The 16735-nt window shown below is 66.6% G+C and carries 12 protein-coding genes and 3 pseudogenes; 6 read left to right on the forward strand and 9 right to left on the reverse strand.

The annotated features are described in order from the left end of the window. The first annotated feature begins 29 nt into the window (after positions 1 to 29). Positions 30 to 1598 carry a GMC family oxidoreductase gene (locus ONR75_RS26335; RefSeq protein ID WP_265079844.1) on the forward strand — a complete coding sequence of 523 codons (1569 nt, stop codon included), beginning with the start codon at positions 30 to 32 and terminating at the stop codon, positions 1596 to 1598. Between the two features lie 180 nt (positions 1599 to 1778). Here ONR75_RS26335 and ONR75_RS26340 read toward each other — a convergent pair whose 3' ends face one another. After that, positions 1779 to 2093: a ribbon-helix-helix domain-containing protein gene (locus ONR75_RS26340; RefSeq protein WP_265079845.1), complete on the reverse strand. Its 315-nt coding sequence runs from the start codon at positions 2091 to 2093 to the stop codon at positions 1779 to 1781. Positions 2094 to 2303: 210 nt separating this feature from the next. Here ONR75_RS26340 and mutL point away from each other — a divergent pair, with 210 nt between their 5' ends. Beyond that, the gene (mutL, locus tag ONR75_RS26345) at positions 2304 to 4136 is read left to right on the forward strand and encodes a DNA mismatch repair endonuclease MutL (RefSeq protein WP_265079846.1); all 1833 of its coding nucleotides are present in this window, start codon (positions 2304 to 2306) and stop codon (positions 4134 to 4136) included. A 154-nt stretch (positions 4137 to 4290) separates the two neighbouring features. On the opposite strand, the gene ONR75_RS26350 is transcribed toward mutL, so the two are convergent. From ONR75_RS26350 to ONR75_RS26360, 3 genes and pseudogenes are all read right to left on the reverse strand, one after another. Further along, positions 4291 to 4683 (reverse strand): VOC family protein, encoded by a 393-nt coding sequence (locus ONR75_RS26350; protein ID WP_265079847.1) that lies wholly within the window; start codon positions 4681 to 4683, stop codon positions 4291 to 4293. A 107-nt stretch (positions 4684 to 4790) separates the two neighbouring features. Then, entirely contained in the window at positions 4791 to 5351 is a 561-nt protein-coding gene (gene rsmD / locus ONR75_RS26355; protein WP_265079848.1) for a 16S rRNA (guanine(966)-N(2))-methyltransferase RsmD, read from the reverse strand. 218 nt (positions 5352 to 5569) lie between these two features. Further along, positions 5570 to 7782: pseudogene (locus ONR75_RS26360) on the reverse strand (pseudouridine synthase). Between the two features lie 158 nt (positions 7783 to 7940). Here ONR75_RS26360 and ONR75_RS26365 point away from each other — a divergent pair. Next, the gene (locus tag ONR75_RS26365; protein WP_265079849.1) at positions 7941 to 8387 is read left to right on the forward strand and encodes a nucleoside deaminase; all 447 of its coding nucleotides are present in this window, start codon (positions 7941 to 7943) and stop codon (positions 8385 to 8387) included. Between the two features lie 162 nt (positions 8388 to 8549). On the opposite strand, the gene purD is transcribed toward ONR75_RS26365, so the two are convergent. The 4 genes and pseudogenes from purD to ONR75_RS26385 all read right to left on the reverse strand — a co-directional run bounded on the left by purD (position 8550) and on the right by ONR75_RS26385 (position 11818). Beyond that, positions 8550 to 9830: a phosphoribosylamine--glycine ligase gene (gene purD / locus ONR75_RS26370; RefSeq protein ID WP_265079850.1), complete on the reverse strand. Its 1281-nt coding sequence runs from the start codon at positions 9828 to 9830 to the stop codon at positions 8550 to 8552. Positions 9831 to 9959: 129 nt separating this feature from the next. After that, positions 9960 to 10258, reverse strand: a pseudogene (locus ONR75_RS26375) (winged helix-turn-helix domain-containing protein). A gap of 1 nt (position 10259) precedes the next feature. After that, on the reverse strand, positions 10260 to 10814 hold the full coding sequence (locus tag ONR75_RS26380; RefSeq protein WP_265079851.1) for a hypothetical protein: 555 nt from the start codon (positions 10812 to 10814) through the stop codon (positions 10260 to 10262). Further along, positions 10811 to 11818 carry an alpha/beta hydrolase gene (locus ONR75_RS26385; protein WP_265079852.1) on the reverse strand — a complete coding sequence of 336 codons (1008 nt, stop codon included), beginning with the start codon at positions 11816 to 11818 and terminating at the stop codon, positions 10811 to 10813. Before ONR75_RS26385 ends, ONR75_RS26380 begins: the two co-directional genes overlap by 4 nt. 129 nt (positions 11819 to 11947) lie before the next feature. On the opposite strand from ONR75_RS26385, the gene xseA reads away from it, so the two are divergent. Beyond that, positions 11948 to 13534 carry an exodeoxyribonuclease VII large subunit gene (gene xseA / locus ONR75_RS26390; protein WP_265079853.1) on the forward strand — a complete coding sequence of 529 codons (1587 nt, stop codon included), beginning with the start codon at positions 11948 to 11950 and terminating at the stop codon, positions 13532 to 13534. Between the two features lie 181 nt (positions 13535 to 13715). Here xseA and ONR75_RS26395 read toward each other — a convergent pair whose 3' ends face one another. Next, on the reverse strand, positions 13716 to 14240 hold the full coding sequence (locus ONR75_RS26395; protein ID WP_265079854.1) for a DUF6101 family protein: 525 nt from the start codon (positions 14238 to 14240) through the stop codon (positions 13716 to 13718). 270 nt (positions 14241 to 14510) lie between these two features. Here ONR75_RS26395 and ONR75_RS26400 point away from each other — a divergent pair. Next, positions 14511 to 15901, forward strand: a pseudogene (locus ONR75_RS26400) (TldD/PmbA family protein). After that, a complete protein-coding gene (locus ONR75_RS26405) occupies positions 15888 to 16706 on the forward strand; it encodes a 3'(2'),5'-bisphosphate nucleotidase CysQ (protein WP_265079855.1) in 819 nt (272 codons plus the stop codon). The pseudogene ONR75_RS26400 and the gene ONR75_RS26405 overlap by 14 nt, the downstream one beginning before the upstream one ends. The last annotated feature ends 29 nt before the right edge of the window (positions 16707 to 16735 follow it).

Raw genomic sequence — 16735 nt, forward strand, 5'->3', positions numbered from 1 at the left:
TCGCGCAACAAAGGTTGGGAGGATACAGCATGGCTAAATTCGATCTCAATGACGATGGCGTGGTGGTGATCGTCGGCTCCGGCGCCGGCGGCGGCACGCTCGGCAATGAACTGGCGCAGAAGGGCATCAAGGTGGTGATCCTGGAGGCCGGCGCGCGCAACGAAATCCAGGACTTCGTCAACAACGAATGGGAGAGCTTCACGCAGCTCGCCTGGACCGACATGCGCACCACTTCGGGCTCGTGGCGCGTCGCAAAAGACTTCGCCAACCTGCCGGCCTGGATCGTCAAGTCGGTCGGCGGCTCCACTGTGCACTGGGCCGGCGCGTCGCTGCGCTTCGACGAGCATGAATTCCGCACCCGCAGCGTCTATGGCAACGTGCCCGGCGCCAACCTGCTGGACTGGCCGATCACGCTCGCCGAGCTGGAGCCGTGGTATGCCCGCGCCGAGAACAAGATGGGCGTGACGCGCACCAACAACATCCCCGGCCTGCCCGGCAACAACAACTACAAGGTCATGGAAGCCGGCGCTAAGAAGGTCGGCTACAAGGAGGTCCATACCGGCCGCATGGCAATCAACAGCGAGCCGCGCGACGGGCGCGGCTCGTGCCAGCAGATTGGCTTCTGCTTCCAGGGTTGCAAGTCCGGCGCCAAGTGGTCGACGCTGTACACCGAAATCCCGAAGGGCGAAGCCACCGGCAATCTCGAAGTGCGACCGGGCTGCATGGCGCTGAAGATCGAGCACGACGCCTCCGGCAAGGTCACCGCAGTGGTCTATGCCGACGATGCCGGCAAGACGCAGCGCCAGAAGGCCCGCATCATCGCGGTGGCCGGCAATTCGATCGAGAGCCCGCGCCTGCTGCTCAACAGCGCCTCTAGCACCTTCAGCGACGGCCTTGCCAACTCCTCCGGCCAGGTCGGCCGCAACTACATGCGGCACATGACCGGCAGCGTCTATGCGGCATTCGAGAAGTCGGTGCACATGTATCGCGGCACCACCATGGCCGGCATCATCCGCGACGAGGCGCGGCATGATCCGTCACGCGGCTTCCTCGGCGGTTACGAGATGGAGACGTTGTCGCTCGGCCTGCCGTTCATGGCGGCGTTCCTCAATCCCGGCGCCTGGGGTCGGCCGTTCACCAGCGCCATGGAGCAATATCCGCGGATGGCCGGGATGTGGCTGGTCGGCGAGGACATGGCGCAGGAAACCAACCGCATCACGCTGGATCCCAAGGCCAAGGACAAGTTCGGCATGCCGGTCGCCAGCGTGCATTACGACGACCACCCCAACGACATCGCCATGCGCGACCACGCCTACCGACAGGGCGCGGCGGTCTATGAGGCGATCGGCGCCACCGTCACCTATCCGACCACGCCCTATCCGAGCACGCACAACATGGGCACCAACCGCATGAGTGCTAAGGCGCGGGACGGCGTGGTCAACAAGTTCGGCCAGACCCACGACATCAAGAACCTATTCGTCTCCGACGGCAGCCAGTTCACATCGGGCGCGGCGTGCAACCCGACCCTGACTATCGTCGCACTGGCGATCCGCCAGGCCGACCACATCGCCGGCGCGATGCAGAAGAAGGATATTTGAGGGAGCGAACATAGCTCATGGGACTCGTGTCCCGGACGCAGTGCAATGCGACGCCTCTCGGCGGCGTAGTGCACTGCAGATCCGGGACCGCCTCAGGCTCCGAGCTTGGTAAGGTCCCGGATCTGCGGAGCAGCGTAAGAACGCTGCACCGCGTCCGGGACACGATTGAAACCGTCGCCCCTACTCCGCTGCGTCCAGCATCTGGGTGGCGTCGAAGGCGCCGACAGCGGCCGACGCCGCGCGCGAGCGGTAGATCAGGCAGGAACAGCGCAGCAGCGAGGCAAAATTGCTGACCTCGCCGCGATGATCGAGCACCTCGTCGTGCAAGGTGGTGCAGAACTTCGCCAGGCTGAGGCCCTGCTGCGCGGCAATCTCCTCCAGCGTGTCCCAGAACGACATTTCCAGCCGGATCGAGGTGGAATGGCCGCCGATCCGCAAGGAGCGGGTTTGCGATTCGTAGTCGCGCGACGGCTGATGGGCGAACAGCGTGCACATGGCGTTTTTCCCGTGTTTTTTAGAGCTTTTCCAAACGATATACCGGGCGGCGCGCCGTCACAATAAATTCGCTGTGTCCGTGTTCTGGACGCGCTGCACCACGTCCGGGGAACGGAACTCGGCGCGATAACAGCGGGGAGAGATCCTGCCTGCCCCTCCCGCAGCCCGGTAAAACCGCCTAAATTGGGCGCCCGCCCCCAGAGTCGCGCCATGCCCGTCCGCCAGCTGCCCGAAATGATCGTCAACCGCATCGCCGCCGGCGAGGTGGTGGAGCGCCCGGCCAGCGTGGTCAAGGAACTGGTCGAGAACGCCATCGACGCCGGCTCGAGCCGCATCGACATCTTCACCGACGGCGGCGGCCGGCGAAAGATCGCCATCACCGACGATGGCGGGGGCATGACCCATGCCGATCTGACGCTAGCGGTCGACCGCCACGCCACCTCGAAGCTCGACGACGAGGACCTGCTGGCGATCCGCACGCTGGGCTTTCGCGGCGAAGCGCTGCCGTCGATCGGCGCGGTGGCCCGGCTCGGGATCACGACGCGCCACGCCGGCGAGCCGCATGCCTGGTCGATGAGCGTCGAGGGCGGCGTCAAGGCACCCATCGTGCCGGCCGCGCTGACCAAGGGCACCCGCGTCGAGGTCAGCGATCTCTTCTATGCGACGCCGGCGCGGCTGAAATTCCTCAAGACCGACCGCACCGAGGCCGAAGCGATCCGCGAGGTCATCCGCCGCCTTGCCATGGCGCGGCCGGACATCGCCTTCTCCATGGCCGGCGAAGAGCGCGCACCGGTGACCTGGGCGGCGGCACTGCCCGGCCCCGCGGGCCAACTGACAAGGCTCGGCGATATCCTCGGCGCCGAGTTTCGCCTCAGCGCCATCGAGGTCCGCTCCGAGCGCGAAGGCGTGGTGGTGCAAGGCTTTGCCGCAGCACCCTCGCTGACCCGCGCCAATGCGCTCGGCCAGTATCTGTTCGTCAACGGCCGGCCGGTGCGCGACAAGCTGATCATCGGCGCGGTGCGCGCCGCCTATTCCGATTATCTGCCGCGCGACAGGCATCCGGTGGTGGCGCTGTTCGTGACGCTGGACCCGCAGGAGGTCGACGCCAATGTGCATCCGGCCAAGACCGAGGTGCGCTTCCGCAATGCCGGGCTGGTGCGTGGACTGATCGTGCACGCGCTGAAGGAAGGCCTCGCCCGCGAGGGGCGTCGCACCGCCGCCAACAGCGACGGCGCGGTGCTGGCCTCGTTCCGCCCCAACTTCGCGCCGAATTTTCCGCCGCGCCCGGCAACCAACTGGGACTGGCGGGCGTCGCCGTCTTATCCGGCCAACTATGCGACAGGCCCGATGCCATCGTTCGATGGCAGCGCGGCCCTTGCCGAACCCGGCCAGGCCGCCTTCGATGTCGGCGGCCCCTCCGCCGATGTGCGCTTCGAGGTGGCCCCCGATCCAGACCAGATCGACCGGCCGCTGGGCGCCGCGCGGGCGCAGATCCACGAGAACTACATCGTCGCGCAGACCCGCGACGGCATGATCGTGGTCGACCAGCATGCCGCCCACGAGCGCATCGTCTACGAGAAGCTCAAGGCCTCGATCGCTCGCAACGGCGTGCAGCGGCAATTGCTGCTGATTCCGGAGATCGTCGAGATGGACGAGAGCACCGTGGAGAAGCTGGTCGACCGCGCCGAGGAACTGGCGTCGTTCGGCCTCGCCATCGACTCCTTCGGCCCCGGCGCCATCGCGGTGCGCGAGACACCGTCGCTGCTCGGCAAGACCAATGCCGGCGCGCTGCTGCGCGATCTCGCCGAGCACATGGCGGAATGGGATGAAGCTTTGCCACTGGAGCGCCGGCTGATGCACGTCGCCGCCACCATGGCCTGCCACGGCTCGGTGCGCTCCGGCCGCCGGCTGCGGCCCGAGGAAATGAACGCGCTGCTGCGCGAAATGGAAGACACGCCGAACTCCGGCCAGTGCAACCACGGCCGCCCTACCTATGTGGAGCTCAAGCTGGCGGATATCGAGAAACTGTTCGGGCGGAGATGAATTTTTCGCGCCGCAAACTCAGCTGTCATCGCCCGCGAAAGCGGGCGATCCAGTATCCGGCGGCGTCAGTGATTTACGCGATACTTGTGTCTACTGGATGCCCCGCTTTCGCGGGGCATGGCAGCCTGTGTGAGGCAGGCGCGTCCCCCAACGCTCACTGATACTTCTCGTTGCGCTCCAGCAATTCGATCGACACGCCCTGCGGCGCGCGGATGAAGCAGATGCGCACCCCTGGATTGAGCGTGAACGGCTCCTTGGTGAACTCGACGCCTTTGGCCTTCAACGAGGCCGCGACCGCGTCGATATCGGTCACGCTCAGCCCGAAATGATCCAGCCCCTGATACGGCGTCACCGGCGGCGGATTGACGCCCATGTCGGGCGTGACCGGCGCGAGGAAGATCATGGCGCCGCCCAGCTTGATATTGACGCGGCCCGGGGCACGCACGATCTCGGCGCCGAGCATGTCGGCAAACCACTGCGCGGTGGCTTCGACATTCGGCGTGCGGATATGGACATGATCCCAAGTGTAGTTCGGCGTGACGGACATCAAGCTCTCCTCAACGTTTCTTGTAGGATGGGTAGAGCGCAGCGAAACCCATCAGTAGCGAGCACCAGGAGAAGATGGGTTTCGCTGCGCTCTGCCCATCCTACGATCTACGTATTGGCAAACCTCAAAAACGTGAACTCGGTGTCGTCATAGGCGCGGCGTTCGAGTTCTTCGAAGCGGTCCGGCGCGACGAAGCCGGCGGCCTTGTGCTCCTCGACCACCAGTAGCGCGTCCGGCGTCAGCCAGCCGCCGTCTCGCAAGGACGCCAGCGCCTTCTCGGCGAGCTTCATGCGATAGGGCGGATCGAGAAACACGAGGCTGAACGGCTCGACCGGATGCGCCGGCCCGAGATCGGCGGCGTCGCGGCGATACACTTTGGTCACACCGCCGAGGCCGAGCGCCTCGACATTGTTGCGCAACAGCGCGCGCGCCTCGGCACCGTTGTCGACGAACAGCGTGAAGCCGGCGCCGCGCGACACCGCCTCGATACCGAGCGCGCCGGTGCCGGCGAACAGGTCGAGCACGCGGGCGTCGAGCACCGGATTGTCGTAGGCATGGATCAGGATGTTGAACAGCGCCTCGCGCAGCCGGTCCGCCGTGGGGCGGATCGCCTGGGTCTGCGGTGACGCAATGTTGCGGCCCTTCAGCCGCCCGCCAACGACGCGCATTAGAGGGCTCGCATCGTTGGTAACAAAGCCGCGGCCTGCATGTTTTGGTCCCCTCCCCCTTGCGGGGAGGGTGGCTGCGCGCAGCGCAGACGGGAGAGGGGAGCCGCGGGCGATGTCGCTTGTGGCTCACCCCTCTCCTGACCCTCCCCCGCAAGGGGAGGGGACATTGCGGTCGGAGCGCTACAAAAAATCGATCGCATCGACATCACGCAGCCAGCTCACTCGTCGCGCGGCTTCAGATCGCGCTTGCCGTGATAGCCGCGCTTGGGGCGCTTCGGCGGACCGTAGCCCGAGGCTTCTTCCTCGTTGCGCGCCCGCGATTCGTCGCTTCCGGTGCGCTGCACCAGCACGCGGCGGCCCTTGCGGTCCTCCACGGTGGAGCGCTTGAACTCCGGCTTCTTGACGATGATCGGATCGTCCGACGGATCGCCCTTGCTGGGAATCTGCCGCGCAAAATCGGCGCCGGAGGCTTCCGCAATCTTCTCGCCGAGCTGCTCGCGCAGCACCCGGGTTTTGACTTCCTCGACGCCGCCTTCTTCCAGCTCGCCGAGCTGGAACGGGCCGTAAGAAATCCGGATCAGGCGATTCACCTCGAGGCCGAGATGCGCCAGCACGTTACGCACTTCGCGGTTCTTGCCTTCGCGGATCGCGAACACCAGCCACACGTTGGCGCCCTGGTCGCGTTCCAGCTTGGCGTCGATGGAGCCGTACTTGACGCCGTCGACCTCGACGCCGTGCTTGAGCTGATCGAGCTGGCTTTGGGTGACATCGCCATGGGCGCGGACGCGGTAGCGGCGCAGCCAGCCGGTGTCGGGCAATTCCAGCGTACGCGCGAGGCCGCCGTCATTGGTCAACAGCAACAGGCCTTCGGTGTTGAAATCGAGTCGGCCGATGGAGATCAGCCGCGGCAGATGCTCCGGCAGATGGTCGAACACCGTCGGCCGTCCCTCGGGATCGGCATGGGTGGTCATCAGGCCGCGCGGCTTGTGATACATGAACAGCCGCGTGCGCTCCGGCGCCGGCAACGGCTTGCCGTCGACGGTGATGACGTCGCGGTTGGTCACATCGAGCGCCGGCGAATTGATGATACGGCCGTTGACCGCGACGCGGCCCTGGGTGACCCATTCCTCGGCATCCCGGCGCGAGCACAGGCCCGCGCGCGACACCACTTTTGCCACGCGCTCGCCGGCCTTCTTCGGCGCGGGCGGGCGTGGCGGACGGCGCTCTTCGGGCTTGCGCTCGCGATAGTCGCCACGACCGCCGAAGGCCGGACGCTTGGCGAAGATGCGGCTGTCATCCTCGTTCTCGCGGCGCGGACGCTCAAGGCCGCTGTTGTTGCGCGGATGCTCGTGAAAATCATTGCTCGGACGCTCGCGCGGCCGGTCGAATTTGGACGCTCCTCGCGCGGACGCTCGAAGCGCGGACGGTCGCCAGCGGGACGATCCTCACGCGGCCGGTCAGAGCGCGGCTTGTCGAAGCTGCGGGCGCCATCGCGCGCCGGACGCGCATCGCGGCCGCCCTCCTCGCGCTTTTGCCACGGCTTGGACTCGCCGCGATCCGGGCCTCGGCTCTCGCCGCGATCGCCACGGTCCGAAAAGCTCTTGCGCGGACCGCCACGGTCCGGCGCACCGCGGGAAAACTTCTTGTCGCCGAATTTCTTCGGCCCGCCGCTGAACGGACGATCGCCGTCGCGCGACGGACGAGCACTGTACGGGCGATCGCCCGACGGACGCGGCCGATCACCATCGCTGCGCGGCGTATAGGGCCGCTTGTCGCCACCACCATCGCGCGCGGAATAAGGCTTCTTGTCGCCAAACTTCTTGTCGGAGAAACGCGCCGCCGGACGGCCCTCATTGCGCGCATCGTCGCGCTTGAAGCTCGGACGCTCGCCGCGCGGCGCATCGCCACGCGGCGTATAGGGCCGCTTCTCACCGCCGCCTTCCCGCGGCGTGTACGGACGCTTCTCGCCGCCGCCATCGCGCGACTGGTACGGGCGCTTCGCGCCACCGCCGCTGCGCGGGGAAAACTCCTTGCGCGGGCCGCGATCCGGACGATCTCCGCCACTGCTGCGCTGCGGGCGGTCGCCGCCAAAGCTGCGCGCCGGGCGCTCGTCCTTGTTGAAGCGCGGACGCGGCGCGTCGCCGTAGTCGCGGCGCGGGGCGCGATCGTCGTCGCGGCGCGGCGGCGCGCCTTCGCGCTTGCCGGCATAGGGCTTGCCCGGACCGGAATAGGGTTTTGCGCCGTAGGTCTTGCGCTCGCTGCCGCCGGCATCGTGGGGCTTGGGCGCATAGGTGCCGTCGCGCTTGGCGAATTTCTTGTCGGGGCCGCGGGCGGCGCCGGAGCGGCCCTTGCTCGGTCCGGTGCCGCCGCCCTTGCCGCCGGGCGGTCGGCCGCGCGAGGGGCCGTTGCTTCTGTCGTTGTCGCGGGGCATGAAGGGTCTCACTGCAGCTGAGGCTGAATGGGGTTGAGCGGTGCAGATGGATTCGCACTCGACATTGCGCGCTCAACCTTGGGGCGCATTGTCACGCAAAACCGGTATCCACTTTGCTGAATGCACTCCCTAGCAGAGTTTTCGATGTGATACGAGGCATGAACGCACCCTCTTTCATGGATTTGGCGCTGAAAGCGGCCGAAAACGCCGCAAAAGCCGGCGAAGTGCCGATTGGCGCCGTGATCGTGCGCGATAATGCCGTGATCGCCTCGGCCGGCAACCGCACCCTGACCGACCGCGATCCCACCGCCCACGCCGAAATCCTCGCCATCCGCGACGCCGCGCGCCTGCTCGGCAGCGAACGCCTGACCGACTGCGATCTCTATGTGACGCTGGAGCCCTGCACCATGTGCGCCGCGGCGATCTCCTTCGCGCGGATCCGCCGGCTATATTTCGGCGCCATGGATCCGAAAGGCGGCGGGGTCGATTCCGGCGTGCGCTTCTTCGCGTCGCCGACATGCCACCATGCGCCGGAGGTCTATTCGGCGGTGGGAGAACAGGAATCGGCGACAATGCTGCGGGAATTTTTCAAGGCAAGGCGATAGGGGCGTTTGGCGCGACTGCCCCGCGCTCAACTGTCATCGCCCGGCCGGCGCGCAATTGCGCGCCAGGACCGGGCGACCCAGTAATCACCAGCGCCTGTGTTTACTGGGTCCTCGCATGCGCGGGGACGACAACGGCACCTGGGGCGAAGACGCCGTGCATCTCTAACCCTTCGCTTCCCGCGCCACCGCCTGCCAGCCGATATCGCGGCGGCAGAAGCCTTCCGGCCAGTCGATCAGGTCCACGGCCGCATAGGCCTTCTGCTGCGCCTCGCGCACGGTCTTGCCGGACGCGCAGATGTTGAGCACGCGCCCACCGTTGGCCAAAATCCTGTCGTTATCGGCCTTGGTCCCGGCGTGAAAAATCTCCACGCCTTCGATGGCAGCAGCGGCGGCGAGACCGCGGATTTCGGAGCCCTTGCCGTAGTCGCCGGGATAGCCCTTGGTCGCCATGATCACCGTCAGCGCCACGTCGTCGAACCACCGCAGGCTGAAATTCTTCAGCTGCCCATCGGCGCAGGCGATCAGCGCCGGCAGAAGATCCGACATCATCCTGATCATCAGCACCTGGCATTCCGGATCGCCGAAGCGGGCATTGTATTCCACCAGCTTCGGGCCCTGCGCGGTGACCATGACGCCGGCGTAGAGCACGCCCTTGTAGGGCGTGCCCATGGCGCTCAGCGCGCGCAGGGTCGGCTTGATCATCTCCTCCATCACCTGTGCGCGCAGCGCCTCGGTCATCACAGGCGCCGGCGAATAGGCGCCCATGCCGCCGGTATTGGGCCCCTTGTCGCCGTCGAAGGCGCGCTTGTGGTCCTGCGCGGTGGCAAGCTCCAGCGCGTGCTCGCCGTCGCACAGCGCGAAGAACGAGGCCTCCTCGCCCTGCATGAATTCCTCGACCACCACTTCCGCGCCGGCCTCGCCGAAGCCGCCTGAAAACATCATGTCGACGGCATCCAGCGCCTCGGCCTCGGTCATCGCGACCACCACGCCCTTGCCGGCGGCGAGACCGTCGGCCTTGACCACGATCGGCGCGCCCTGCTTGCGGATATAGGCCTTCGCTTCATCGGCGCTGTGGAAGTGGCCATAGGCCGCGGTCGGAATGTTGTTGTCCCGGCACAGCGCCTTGGTGAAGCTTTTCGAGCTCTCGAGCTGGCCGGCGGCTTTGGTCGGGCCGAACGCCTTGAAGCCGGCGGCGTTGAGATCGTCGACCATCCCCGCGGCGATCGGCGCGTCCGGCCCAACCACCACGAAATCCACCGCATTAGCCTTGGCGAAGGCGATCACTGCGGCATGGTCGGTGATATCCAGCGCCACGCACTCGGCCTCTTTCGCGATGCCGGCATTGCCCGGCACGCACCAGAGCCTGGTCAGCAGCGGCGACGCCGCGATCTTCCACGCCAGCGCATGTTCGCGCCCGCCGGAACCGAGAAGAAGAATGTTCATGGGATGCAGCCAGACTGGTTTGCGCGAGGAAGCGCAGGGTTTAGCCGCGGACGGCGGGGGCTGCAACACGCGCCCTGTCATTCCGGGGTGTGCGCGGCGCCAGCCCCGCGCGAACTCGGAATGACAGTTTTAGCCCCCAGCCCCCGCGATGATCTCGCGCAGCGTCGCCACATGGCGGGCGAAGGCGCCGCGCCCCGCCGCCGTCGCAGTCACCGTGGTCTGCGGCCTCTTGCCGACGAAGGCCTTGTCGACGCCGACATAGCCAGCCTTCGACAGCGTCTCGATATGCGCGCCCAGATTACCGTCGGTGGCGCCGGTCAGTTTCTTCAGGCGGGGAAATCCATCCCCTGCCCGTCCGGCAGCGCGTTCAGCGCCGCCATGATCTTGAGCCGCAGCGGCTGGTGAATGATCTCGTCAAGCTCGGCCATGTCAGTTCCGCCGCATCCAGAAGCCGCCGAGCAGCAGCCCGCCACCGTTGACCACCGCCATCCACAGTTCGAACCAGGGGCCGGCGAAGAAATATCCCACCAGCGTCAGCGCGGTGATGCCGAGGCCGATGGCGACGAAGGCCGCGCCGAGCCACAGCCCGGCGATGCTGTAGACCAGCATGAAATAGATCGGCCAGAACGCGCCCAACTGGCGCGGCGTGAAATGCACGATGCCGATGCTCCACAACAGGCCGAAGCCGAAGAACAGCACGAGGGCCACGAACATGCGGCCATCGAAGCGATGTGTGCCGTCGCTGGCGCGACCGCGCGCACTGATGGCGTAGGAGCCGGCGACGCCGATGAGATCGATCAGCACCCAGCCATAACCGGCATAACGCGGCCATGCCCACGACACCGCGTAACCCAGCGCTATGAGCGGTCCCCATAGCATCAGCATCAGGCTGGCGAGCTGATAGCTGCGGGACCGTTTGACGCGCTGGACGATGTCGTCGATATCATGCAGCGCGGCGGCAGCCTCGTGGAGATCGATGCTCATCGCGTGCTCACCTCGGATTTGACGACCTCGTCGGCGATCACCGACACCGCGCGGGAATCCGCGACAATGCCCATGTGGTCGATGCCGTCAAGCAAGCGAACCTTGATGGACGGCGATACGCTGCGCAGCGCCGCTTCGTACTTGCCGGATTCCATCAGTTCGTCGTCGGTACCCGACAAGACGGTGATGGGTTTGCTGGCCGCAGAGAGGTCGGTGCGGAAGTCGCTGTGAGTGCCGAAATTGCTGCGCAGCCTTTCGCTGTAGGTCGCCACCAGCCTGTTCGTGGAACCCGGCGGCACGGCGAAGGCCACCACCGGCAGGTGGTCGCAGCAGGTGATGCCGAGCTTGCTCAGCGCCAGCAGTCCGATGATGCGCGGGACATCCGCGCGGGCCCAGCCGCCGTCCGGCTTGTTGGTCGGCGCGTCGTAGCCGAGATAGGGCGCCAGCAGGATGGTGCGGTCGAACAGATTCTGGATCGGGGAGCCCGCGATCCGCAGCGCGAAGCCGCCTCCGGAGGAATGGCCGATCAGCGTCAGCGGCGCCGTCGGGTTGTCGCGCCTGATCACGGCGACGAGGCGGGCCAGGTCGTCCTCGAGCTGGCCGACATAGCCGATATCGCCCCGCGTTCCGGACGCGCCGTGGCCGCGAATGTCGACCGCATAGGTCTGCACGCCACGCTGCTGCAGCGCCGACGACAGCGCGTGAATGGTGCCGCCGCTCGATCCCGACGAGCCGTGCACCAGGATGGCGATGCGATCGGTAGTCGCCTGCGCCGGACGATAATGCCGGTAGGCCAGCGAGGTGCCGTCAGCGCCCTCGAAGCGTTCCAGCGCCGGCAGGCCGGAATAATCCACCAGCTTACGGGCGCCGGAAATCGACTTCAGCTCGGGCGGCTGCTGCAACGGCGTGGCGATCAGGCCCGCCAGAACCAGTGTGGCGAGGCCCGTGACGACCATCGCCGACCGGAAGACGCGGAAAACAAAGGAAAAAATCGTCCTGACCATGGCACGTCTCCCAGAAGGGTTAAGTCAACAGATAACTCTGTATTACAGAGTAATCTGATATGCAAGTTCCGATTGGCGTTCCCGCTGCAAACTCCCTACCTTGCGGATACAGCCGAGAGCCGAGAATCGATGCCAAAGCCGCCCGTCGCCGCAAGTCTTTCAAATTCCAGCGAATTCACCGTCACCGAGCTGTCCTCGGCGCTCAAGCGGACGGTGGAGGACGCCTATGGCAATGTCCGGGTGCGCGGCGAGATCTCCGGCTTTCGCGGCCCGCATTCCTCCGGCCACTGCTATTTCGCCCTCAAGGACGAGGGCGCCAAGATCGAGGCGGTGATCTGGAAGGGCGTCCACGGCCGCATGCGGTTCAAGCCGCAGGAGGGCCTCGAGGTCATCGCCACCGGCAAGCTGACCACCTATCCCGGCTCGTCGAAGTACCAGATCGTCATCGACGCCATCGAGCCCGCCGGGGTCGGCGCGCTGATGGCGCTGATGGAAGAGCGCAAGCGCAAGCTTGGCGCCGAGGGCCTGTTCGACGAGAGCCGCAAGCAGTTGCTGCCGTGGCTGCCCGAGGTGATCGGCGTGGTGACCTCACCGACCGGCGCGGTCATTCGCGACATTCTGCACCGGCTCGCCGACCGGTTCCCGCGACGCGTCCTGGTATGGCCGGTCAAGGTGCAGGGCGAAGGCTCGGCCGAACAGGTTGCTGCCGCGATCCGTGGCTTCAACGCGCTGCCCGAAGGCGGCAAAATCCCGCGACCGGATCTGCTGATCGTCGCGCGCGGCGGCGGCTCGCTGGAGGACCTGTGGTCGTTCAACGAGGAGATCGTGGTGCGCGCCACCGCCGAGAGCATGATCCCGCTGATCTCGGCGGTCGGCCACGAGACCGACATCACGCTGATCGATTTCGCCAGTGACAAGCGCGCGCCGACGCCGACCGCCGCCGCTGAAATGGCGGTGCCGGTGCGCGCCGAGCTGTTCGTCGAGGTACAGGCCTATGCGCGCCGCATGATGCTGTGCTGGCAGCGCGCCCAGGAGTCCCGCCGCAACGAGCTGCGCGCCGCGGCGCGCGCATTGCCGACGCTGAGCGGCCTGCTGGCGATCCCGCGGCAGCGGCTCGACGGCGCGACAAGCGGCCTGCCGCGCGCGTTAAAGGCCAATACCAGTTCGCATCACCGCCGCTTCGCGCAGGCCTCGGCCGGCCTGACATTGCGCGTGCTGCGCGCACAGATCGCCCAGGCGACGCATCGCTTCACGGTATCCGGCGAGCGATTGACGCTGTCGGCCCGCGCCGCCTTGCGTCAGCGCCGCGAGCGTTTTGCCGGCCTGTCGATCCGGCTGCAGGCCTCGAAATCCGCCAATGCCCAGGCGCAGCGCAACGCCATCGCCCGGGAGCGCGAACGCACCTTGCGCCTGTCGGAGCGCGCGCATCGCGCGCTGACCACCCTGATCCAGCGCCAGCTGGCCCGCGTGCTGGCCTCCGGCCAATTGCTCGGCGCGCTGTCCTATCGCGGCGTGCTGGCGCGCGGCTTTGCGCTGGTGCGGGATGAGCACGGTGCGGCCGTGCATGCCGCCGCCAATATCGGCCCCGGCGCGCGCCTCAATATCGAATTCGCTGACGGACGTGTCGGCGCGACGGCCGATGGCGACCGCTCGGCGGTGGCCAAGCCGACGCCGAAGCGCACGGCACCGAAGATCGATCAGGGGTCGCTTTTTTAGGTGTTCATCAGATGGGTTGATCTCTCTGCGAGACCCATCGCCCCACAAACGCAACCGTCATCCCCGCCGAAACGCAATCGCGTTTCGGCGGGGATGACGTAGAGCGTGTGGGACAGGGCGATGGGTTTCGCACCGCCGCGCTACGCGCGCCGGTCCTCTACCCATCCGACAACGACACTTCTCAATCCCTCGCGATGATCTCGCGTTCGCCGCGGTATGTGCCGGCTTCGCCAAGCAGTCCGCCGGCGCGACGTCGCACCAGGAATTTCGGGCGACGCGCGCGGATCGCATTGTGGCGTCGGCGACGCTGCGCGGGTTCGCGCACCACCTCTTCCGGCAGCTGCGGCAACGCGAAGATCGCGCTCCACATCTGCCAGGCGGTGTCGATCTCGACGCGGTCGGAACTGACGCACAACGGAATCGACAGCGCCGGATCGCGATGCGCGAGCACCAGCATCTTGGCATCGTCGAGGCCGCGCACGGCCACGCCGAGGAAGTCGCTGACGCGAACGTTGACCGCCATGCGCATGCCTCTGATGGCACGACGCAGGATGACGCGTTCGCGATGAAGTTCAATATGCCTGACGCTGCCGTCGGCGCGCTGGTCGTGCGCCTCGAAGCTGACAGGTAGCGAGTGAGGGTCGAGCCGTATCGCTCGGCTCGACCCTGCGGGATCGCTCCCGGCTGTTGCTGTTTGACGTCCCAATTTTTATCTCCCCGCCGGAATTATTGTCCCGGTCGATGGGAGGAGCTTGCCAGAGCGGCTTCCGGAATCGCTTAAAAAGGCTGGTTAATCATCTACCACCGCCGCGCATGCTTGACAGAAGCTTGGCGGAGATGATTGACGAGACCTTGCTGCGCGCCCGACAATTCTTCGCTTTATCGGCCCGGCATGCTTGAAGTCCGCGTAAAATAGGCACATCTGATGGGTTCATCCCCGCCGTCCGGCCTTCCTTCAAGTGTTGGGAATTTGTTCGTGAAGTCTTCACCACATCCGTCTGCACTGAAATCCGACTCATCCGACCTGTTCGACCAGTCCGCGCTCTCCGCGCTGGCGCAGCGTCTGGTCGAGGCCGCGAAGCGCGCCGGCGCCGATGCGGCCGATGCGGTCGCGGTGCGCGGCGTGTCGCACGGCGTCGAGATTCGCGACGGCAAGGTCGAAGCGTCCGAGCGTTCCGAAGGCGACGATGTCGGCCTGCGCGTGCTGGTCGGCCGCCGCCAGGCGGTGATCTCCACCAACGATGTGTCCGGCGACAATGTGATGCAACTTGCCGAGCGCGCGGTGGCGATGGCCCGCGTCGCGCCCGACGATGCCTATGTCGGCCTCGCCGATCCCGCTTTGCTGGCGCGCGATTTTCCCGATCTCGATCTGCTCGATCCCGTGACGCCGTCGGTCGGCGAGCTGGAGCGTCGCGCGGTCGCGGCGGAAGAAGCCGCGATGGCCGTCAAGGGCGTGACCAAGTCCGGCGGCGCCTCGGCGTCCACCGGCATCGGCGGCATGGTGCTGGTGACGTCCACCGGCTTTCACGGATCGTACCTGCGCTCCAGCCAGGGCATCTCGATGACCGCCATCGTCGGCGACGGCACCAAAATGGAGCGCGACTACGACTACACGTCGGCGATGCATGCCTCGGATCTGGAATCGCCGGACAAGGTCGGCAGATTGGCCGGCGAGCGCGCGGTGGCGCGCGCCAATCCGCGCAAGGTCGCCACCTGCAAGGTGCCGGTGGTGTTCGATCCGCGCGTCTCCAACTCGCTGGTCGGCCACGTGGTCGGCGCGGTGAATGGCGCCTCCATCGCGCGAAAAACCAGCTTCCTCAAGGACAGCCTCGGCAAGCAGCTGTTCAAGAACGACATCCGCATTATCGACGATCCCTTGCGCGTGCGCGGCCTGCGCTCGCAATCATTCGATGCCGAAGGCGTGGCGGTGAAGAAAACCGCGATCATCGATGCGGGCGTGCTGACCACCTGGCTGCTCGACTGCGCCACCGCGCGCGAATTGGGCATGATCACCACCGGCCACGCCCATCGCGGCGTGTCGTCGTCGCCCTCCCCGGCCCCTACAACCTGCATCTGGAAGCCGGCAGCGCGACGCCGGCCGAACTGATCGCCGACATCAAGGTCGGCTTCTACGTCACCGACCTGATCGGCTCCGGCGTCAACGGCGTCACCGGCGACTACAGCCGCGGCGCCGCCGGGTTCTGGATCGAGAACGGCGAGATCACCTTTGCGGTGAGCGAGATCACCATCGCCGGCCATCTCTTGGAAATGTTCAAGTCGCTCACTCCCGCCAACGACCTCACCTTCCGCTACGGCGTCAACGCGCCCACGGTGCGCATCGAGGGACTGACGATTGCCGGACGCTAGCGCCACGCTTGGGCGCGACACCACGCTGGCGAGCGACGCCGCACTGCTCGCCGACACGGTGCGCCAGGCCGGCGCGCTCGGGCTGGCCATGTTCCGCACCGAATTGAAGATGTGGACCAAGGGCGAATCCTCGCCGGTCTCGGAAGCCGACATCGCGGTCAACGACCTGATCGAGAGCCGGCTCAAGGCGGCGACGCCGGATTACGGCTGGCTGTCGGAAGAGAGCGCCGACAACGAGTCGCGGCTTGGCCGCAAGCTGACCTGGATCATCGATCCCATCGACGGCACCCGCGGCTATCTCGCCGGCCGCGAGGACTGGTGCGTCAGCGTGGCGCTGGTGGAGGATGCCACGCCGCTGCTGGCCGCGGTCTTTGCGCCGGCCACCGACGAGTTCTTCTTCGCCGTGCGCGGCCAGGGCGCCCGTTGCAACGATCGGCCGATTCGCGCCACGCCGGGCATCGACACGCACTTTCCCCGCATCGCCGGGCCGAAGCCGCTGGTGCAGCGCCTTGCCGCCCCCGCCGAGGACATCACGCTGTATCCGCGAATCGGCTCGCTGGCGCTGCGCCTGTGCTGGGTGGCCAACGGCCGGCTGGATGCGGCCTTCGCCGGCGGGCAGAGCCGGGACTGGGACCTCGCGGCGGCCGATTTGATCGTGCACGAAGCGAATGGTAGGATGACCGAGCTTTCCGGCGATCCGATCCTCTATAATCGCCGGGAGGTGACCCATGGGTTGCTGGTGGCGGCAGGGGCGGATCGTCATGCCCACCTTGTCGAACAATTCCGCAACCGCCCGCGGGTCTGAACGGTCTCACGGCCAACTCCAATTCATCT

This window comes from Rhodopseudomonas sp. P2A-2r, from assembly GCF_026015985.1.
In the GTDB taxonomy this organism is placed as follows: domain Bacteria; phylum Pseudomonadota; class Alphaproteobacteria; order Rhizobiales; family Xanthobacteraceae; genus Tardiphaga.

Coding starts and splice junctions, on each gene's coding strand:
- ONR75_RS26385 (WP_265079852.1), bottom strand. CDS start 11,818: ATGGTCAGGACGATTTTTTCCTTTGTTTTCCGCGTCTTCCGGTCGGCG.
- rsmD (WP_265079848.1), bottom strand. CDS start 5,351: ATGCGCGTCGTTGGCGGGCGGCTGAAGGGCCGCAACATTGCGTCACCG.
- ONR75_RS26350 (WP_265079847.1), bottom strand. CDS start 4,683: ATGTCCGTCACGCCGAACTACACTTGGGATCATGTCCATATCCGCACG.
- xseA (WP_265079853.1), top strand. CDS start 11,948: ATGCCAAAGCCGCCCGTCGCCGCAAGTCTTTCAAATTCCAGCGAATTC.
- ONR75_RS26335 (WP_265079844.1), top strand. CDS start 30: ATGGCTAAATTCGATCTCAATGACGATGGCGTGGTGGTGATCGTCGGC.
- mutL (WP_265079846.1), top strand. CDS start 2,304: ATGCCCGTCCGCCAGCTGCCCGAAATGATCGTCAACCGCATCGCCGCC.
- ONR75_RS26380 (WP_265079851.1), bottom strand. CDS start 10,814: ATGAGCATCGATCTCCACGAGGCTGCCGCCGCGCTGCATGATATCGAC.
- purD (WP_265079850.1), bottom strand. CDS start 9,830: ATGAACATTCTTCTTCTCGGTTCCGGCGGGCGCGAACATGCGCTGGCG.
- ONR75_RS26365 (WP_265079849.1), top strand. CDS start 7,941: ATGAACGCACCCTCTTTCATGGATTTGGCGCTGAAAGCGGCCGAAAAC.
- ONR75_RS26340 (WP_265079845.1), bottom strand. CDS start 2,093: ATGTGCACGCTGTTCGCCCATCAGCCGTCGCGCGACTACGAATCGCAA.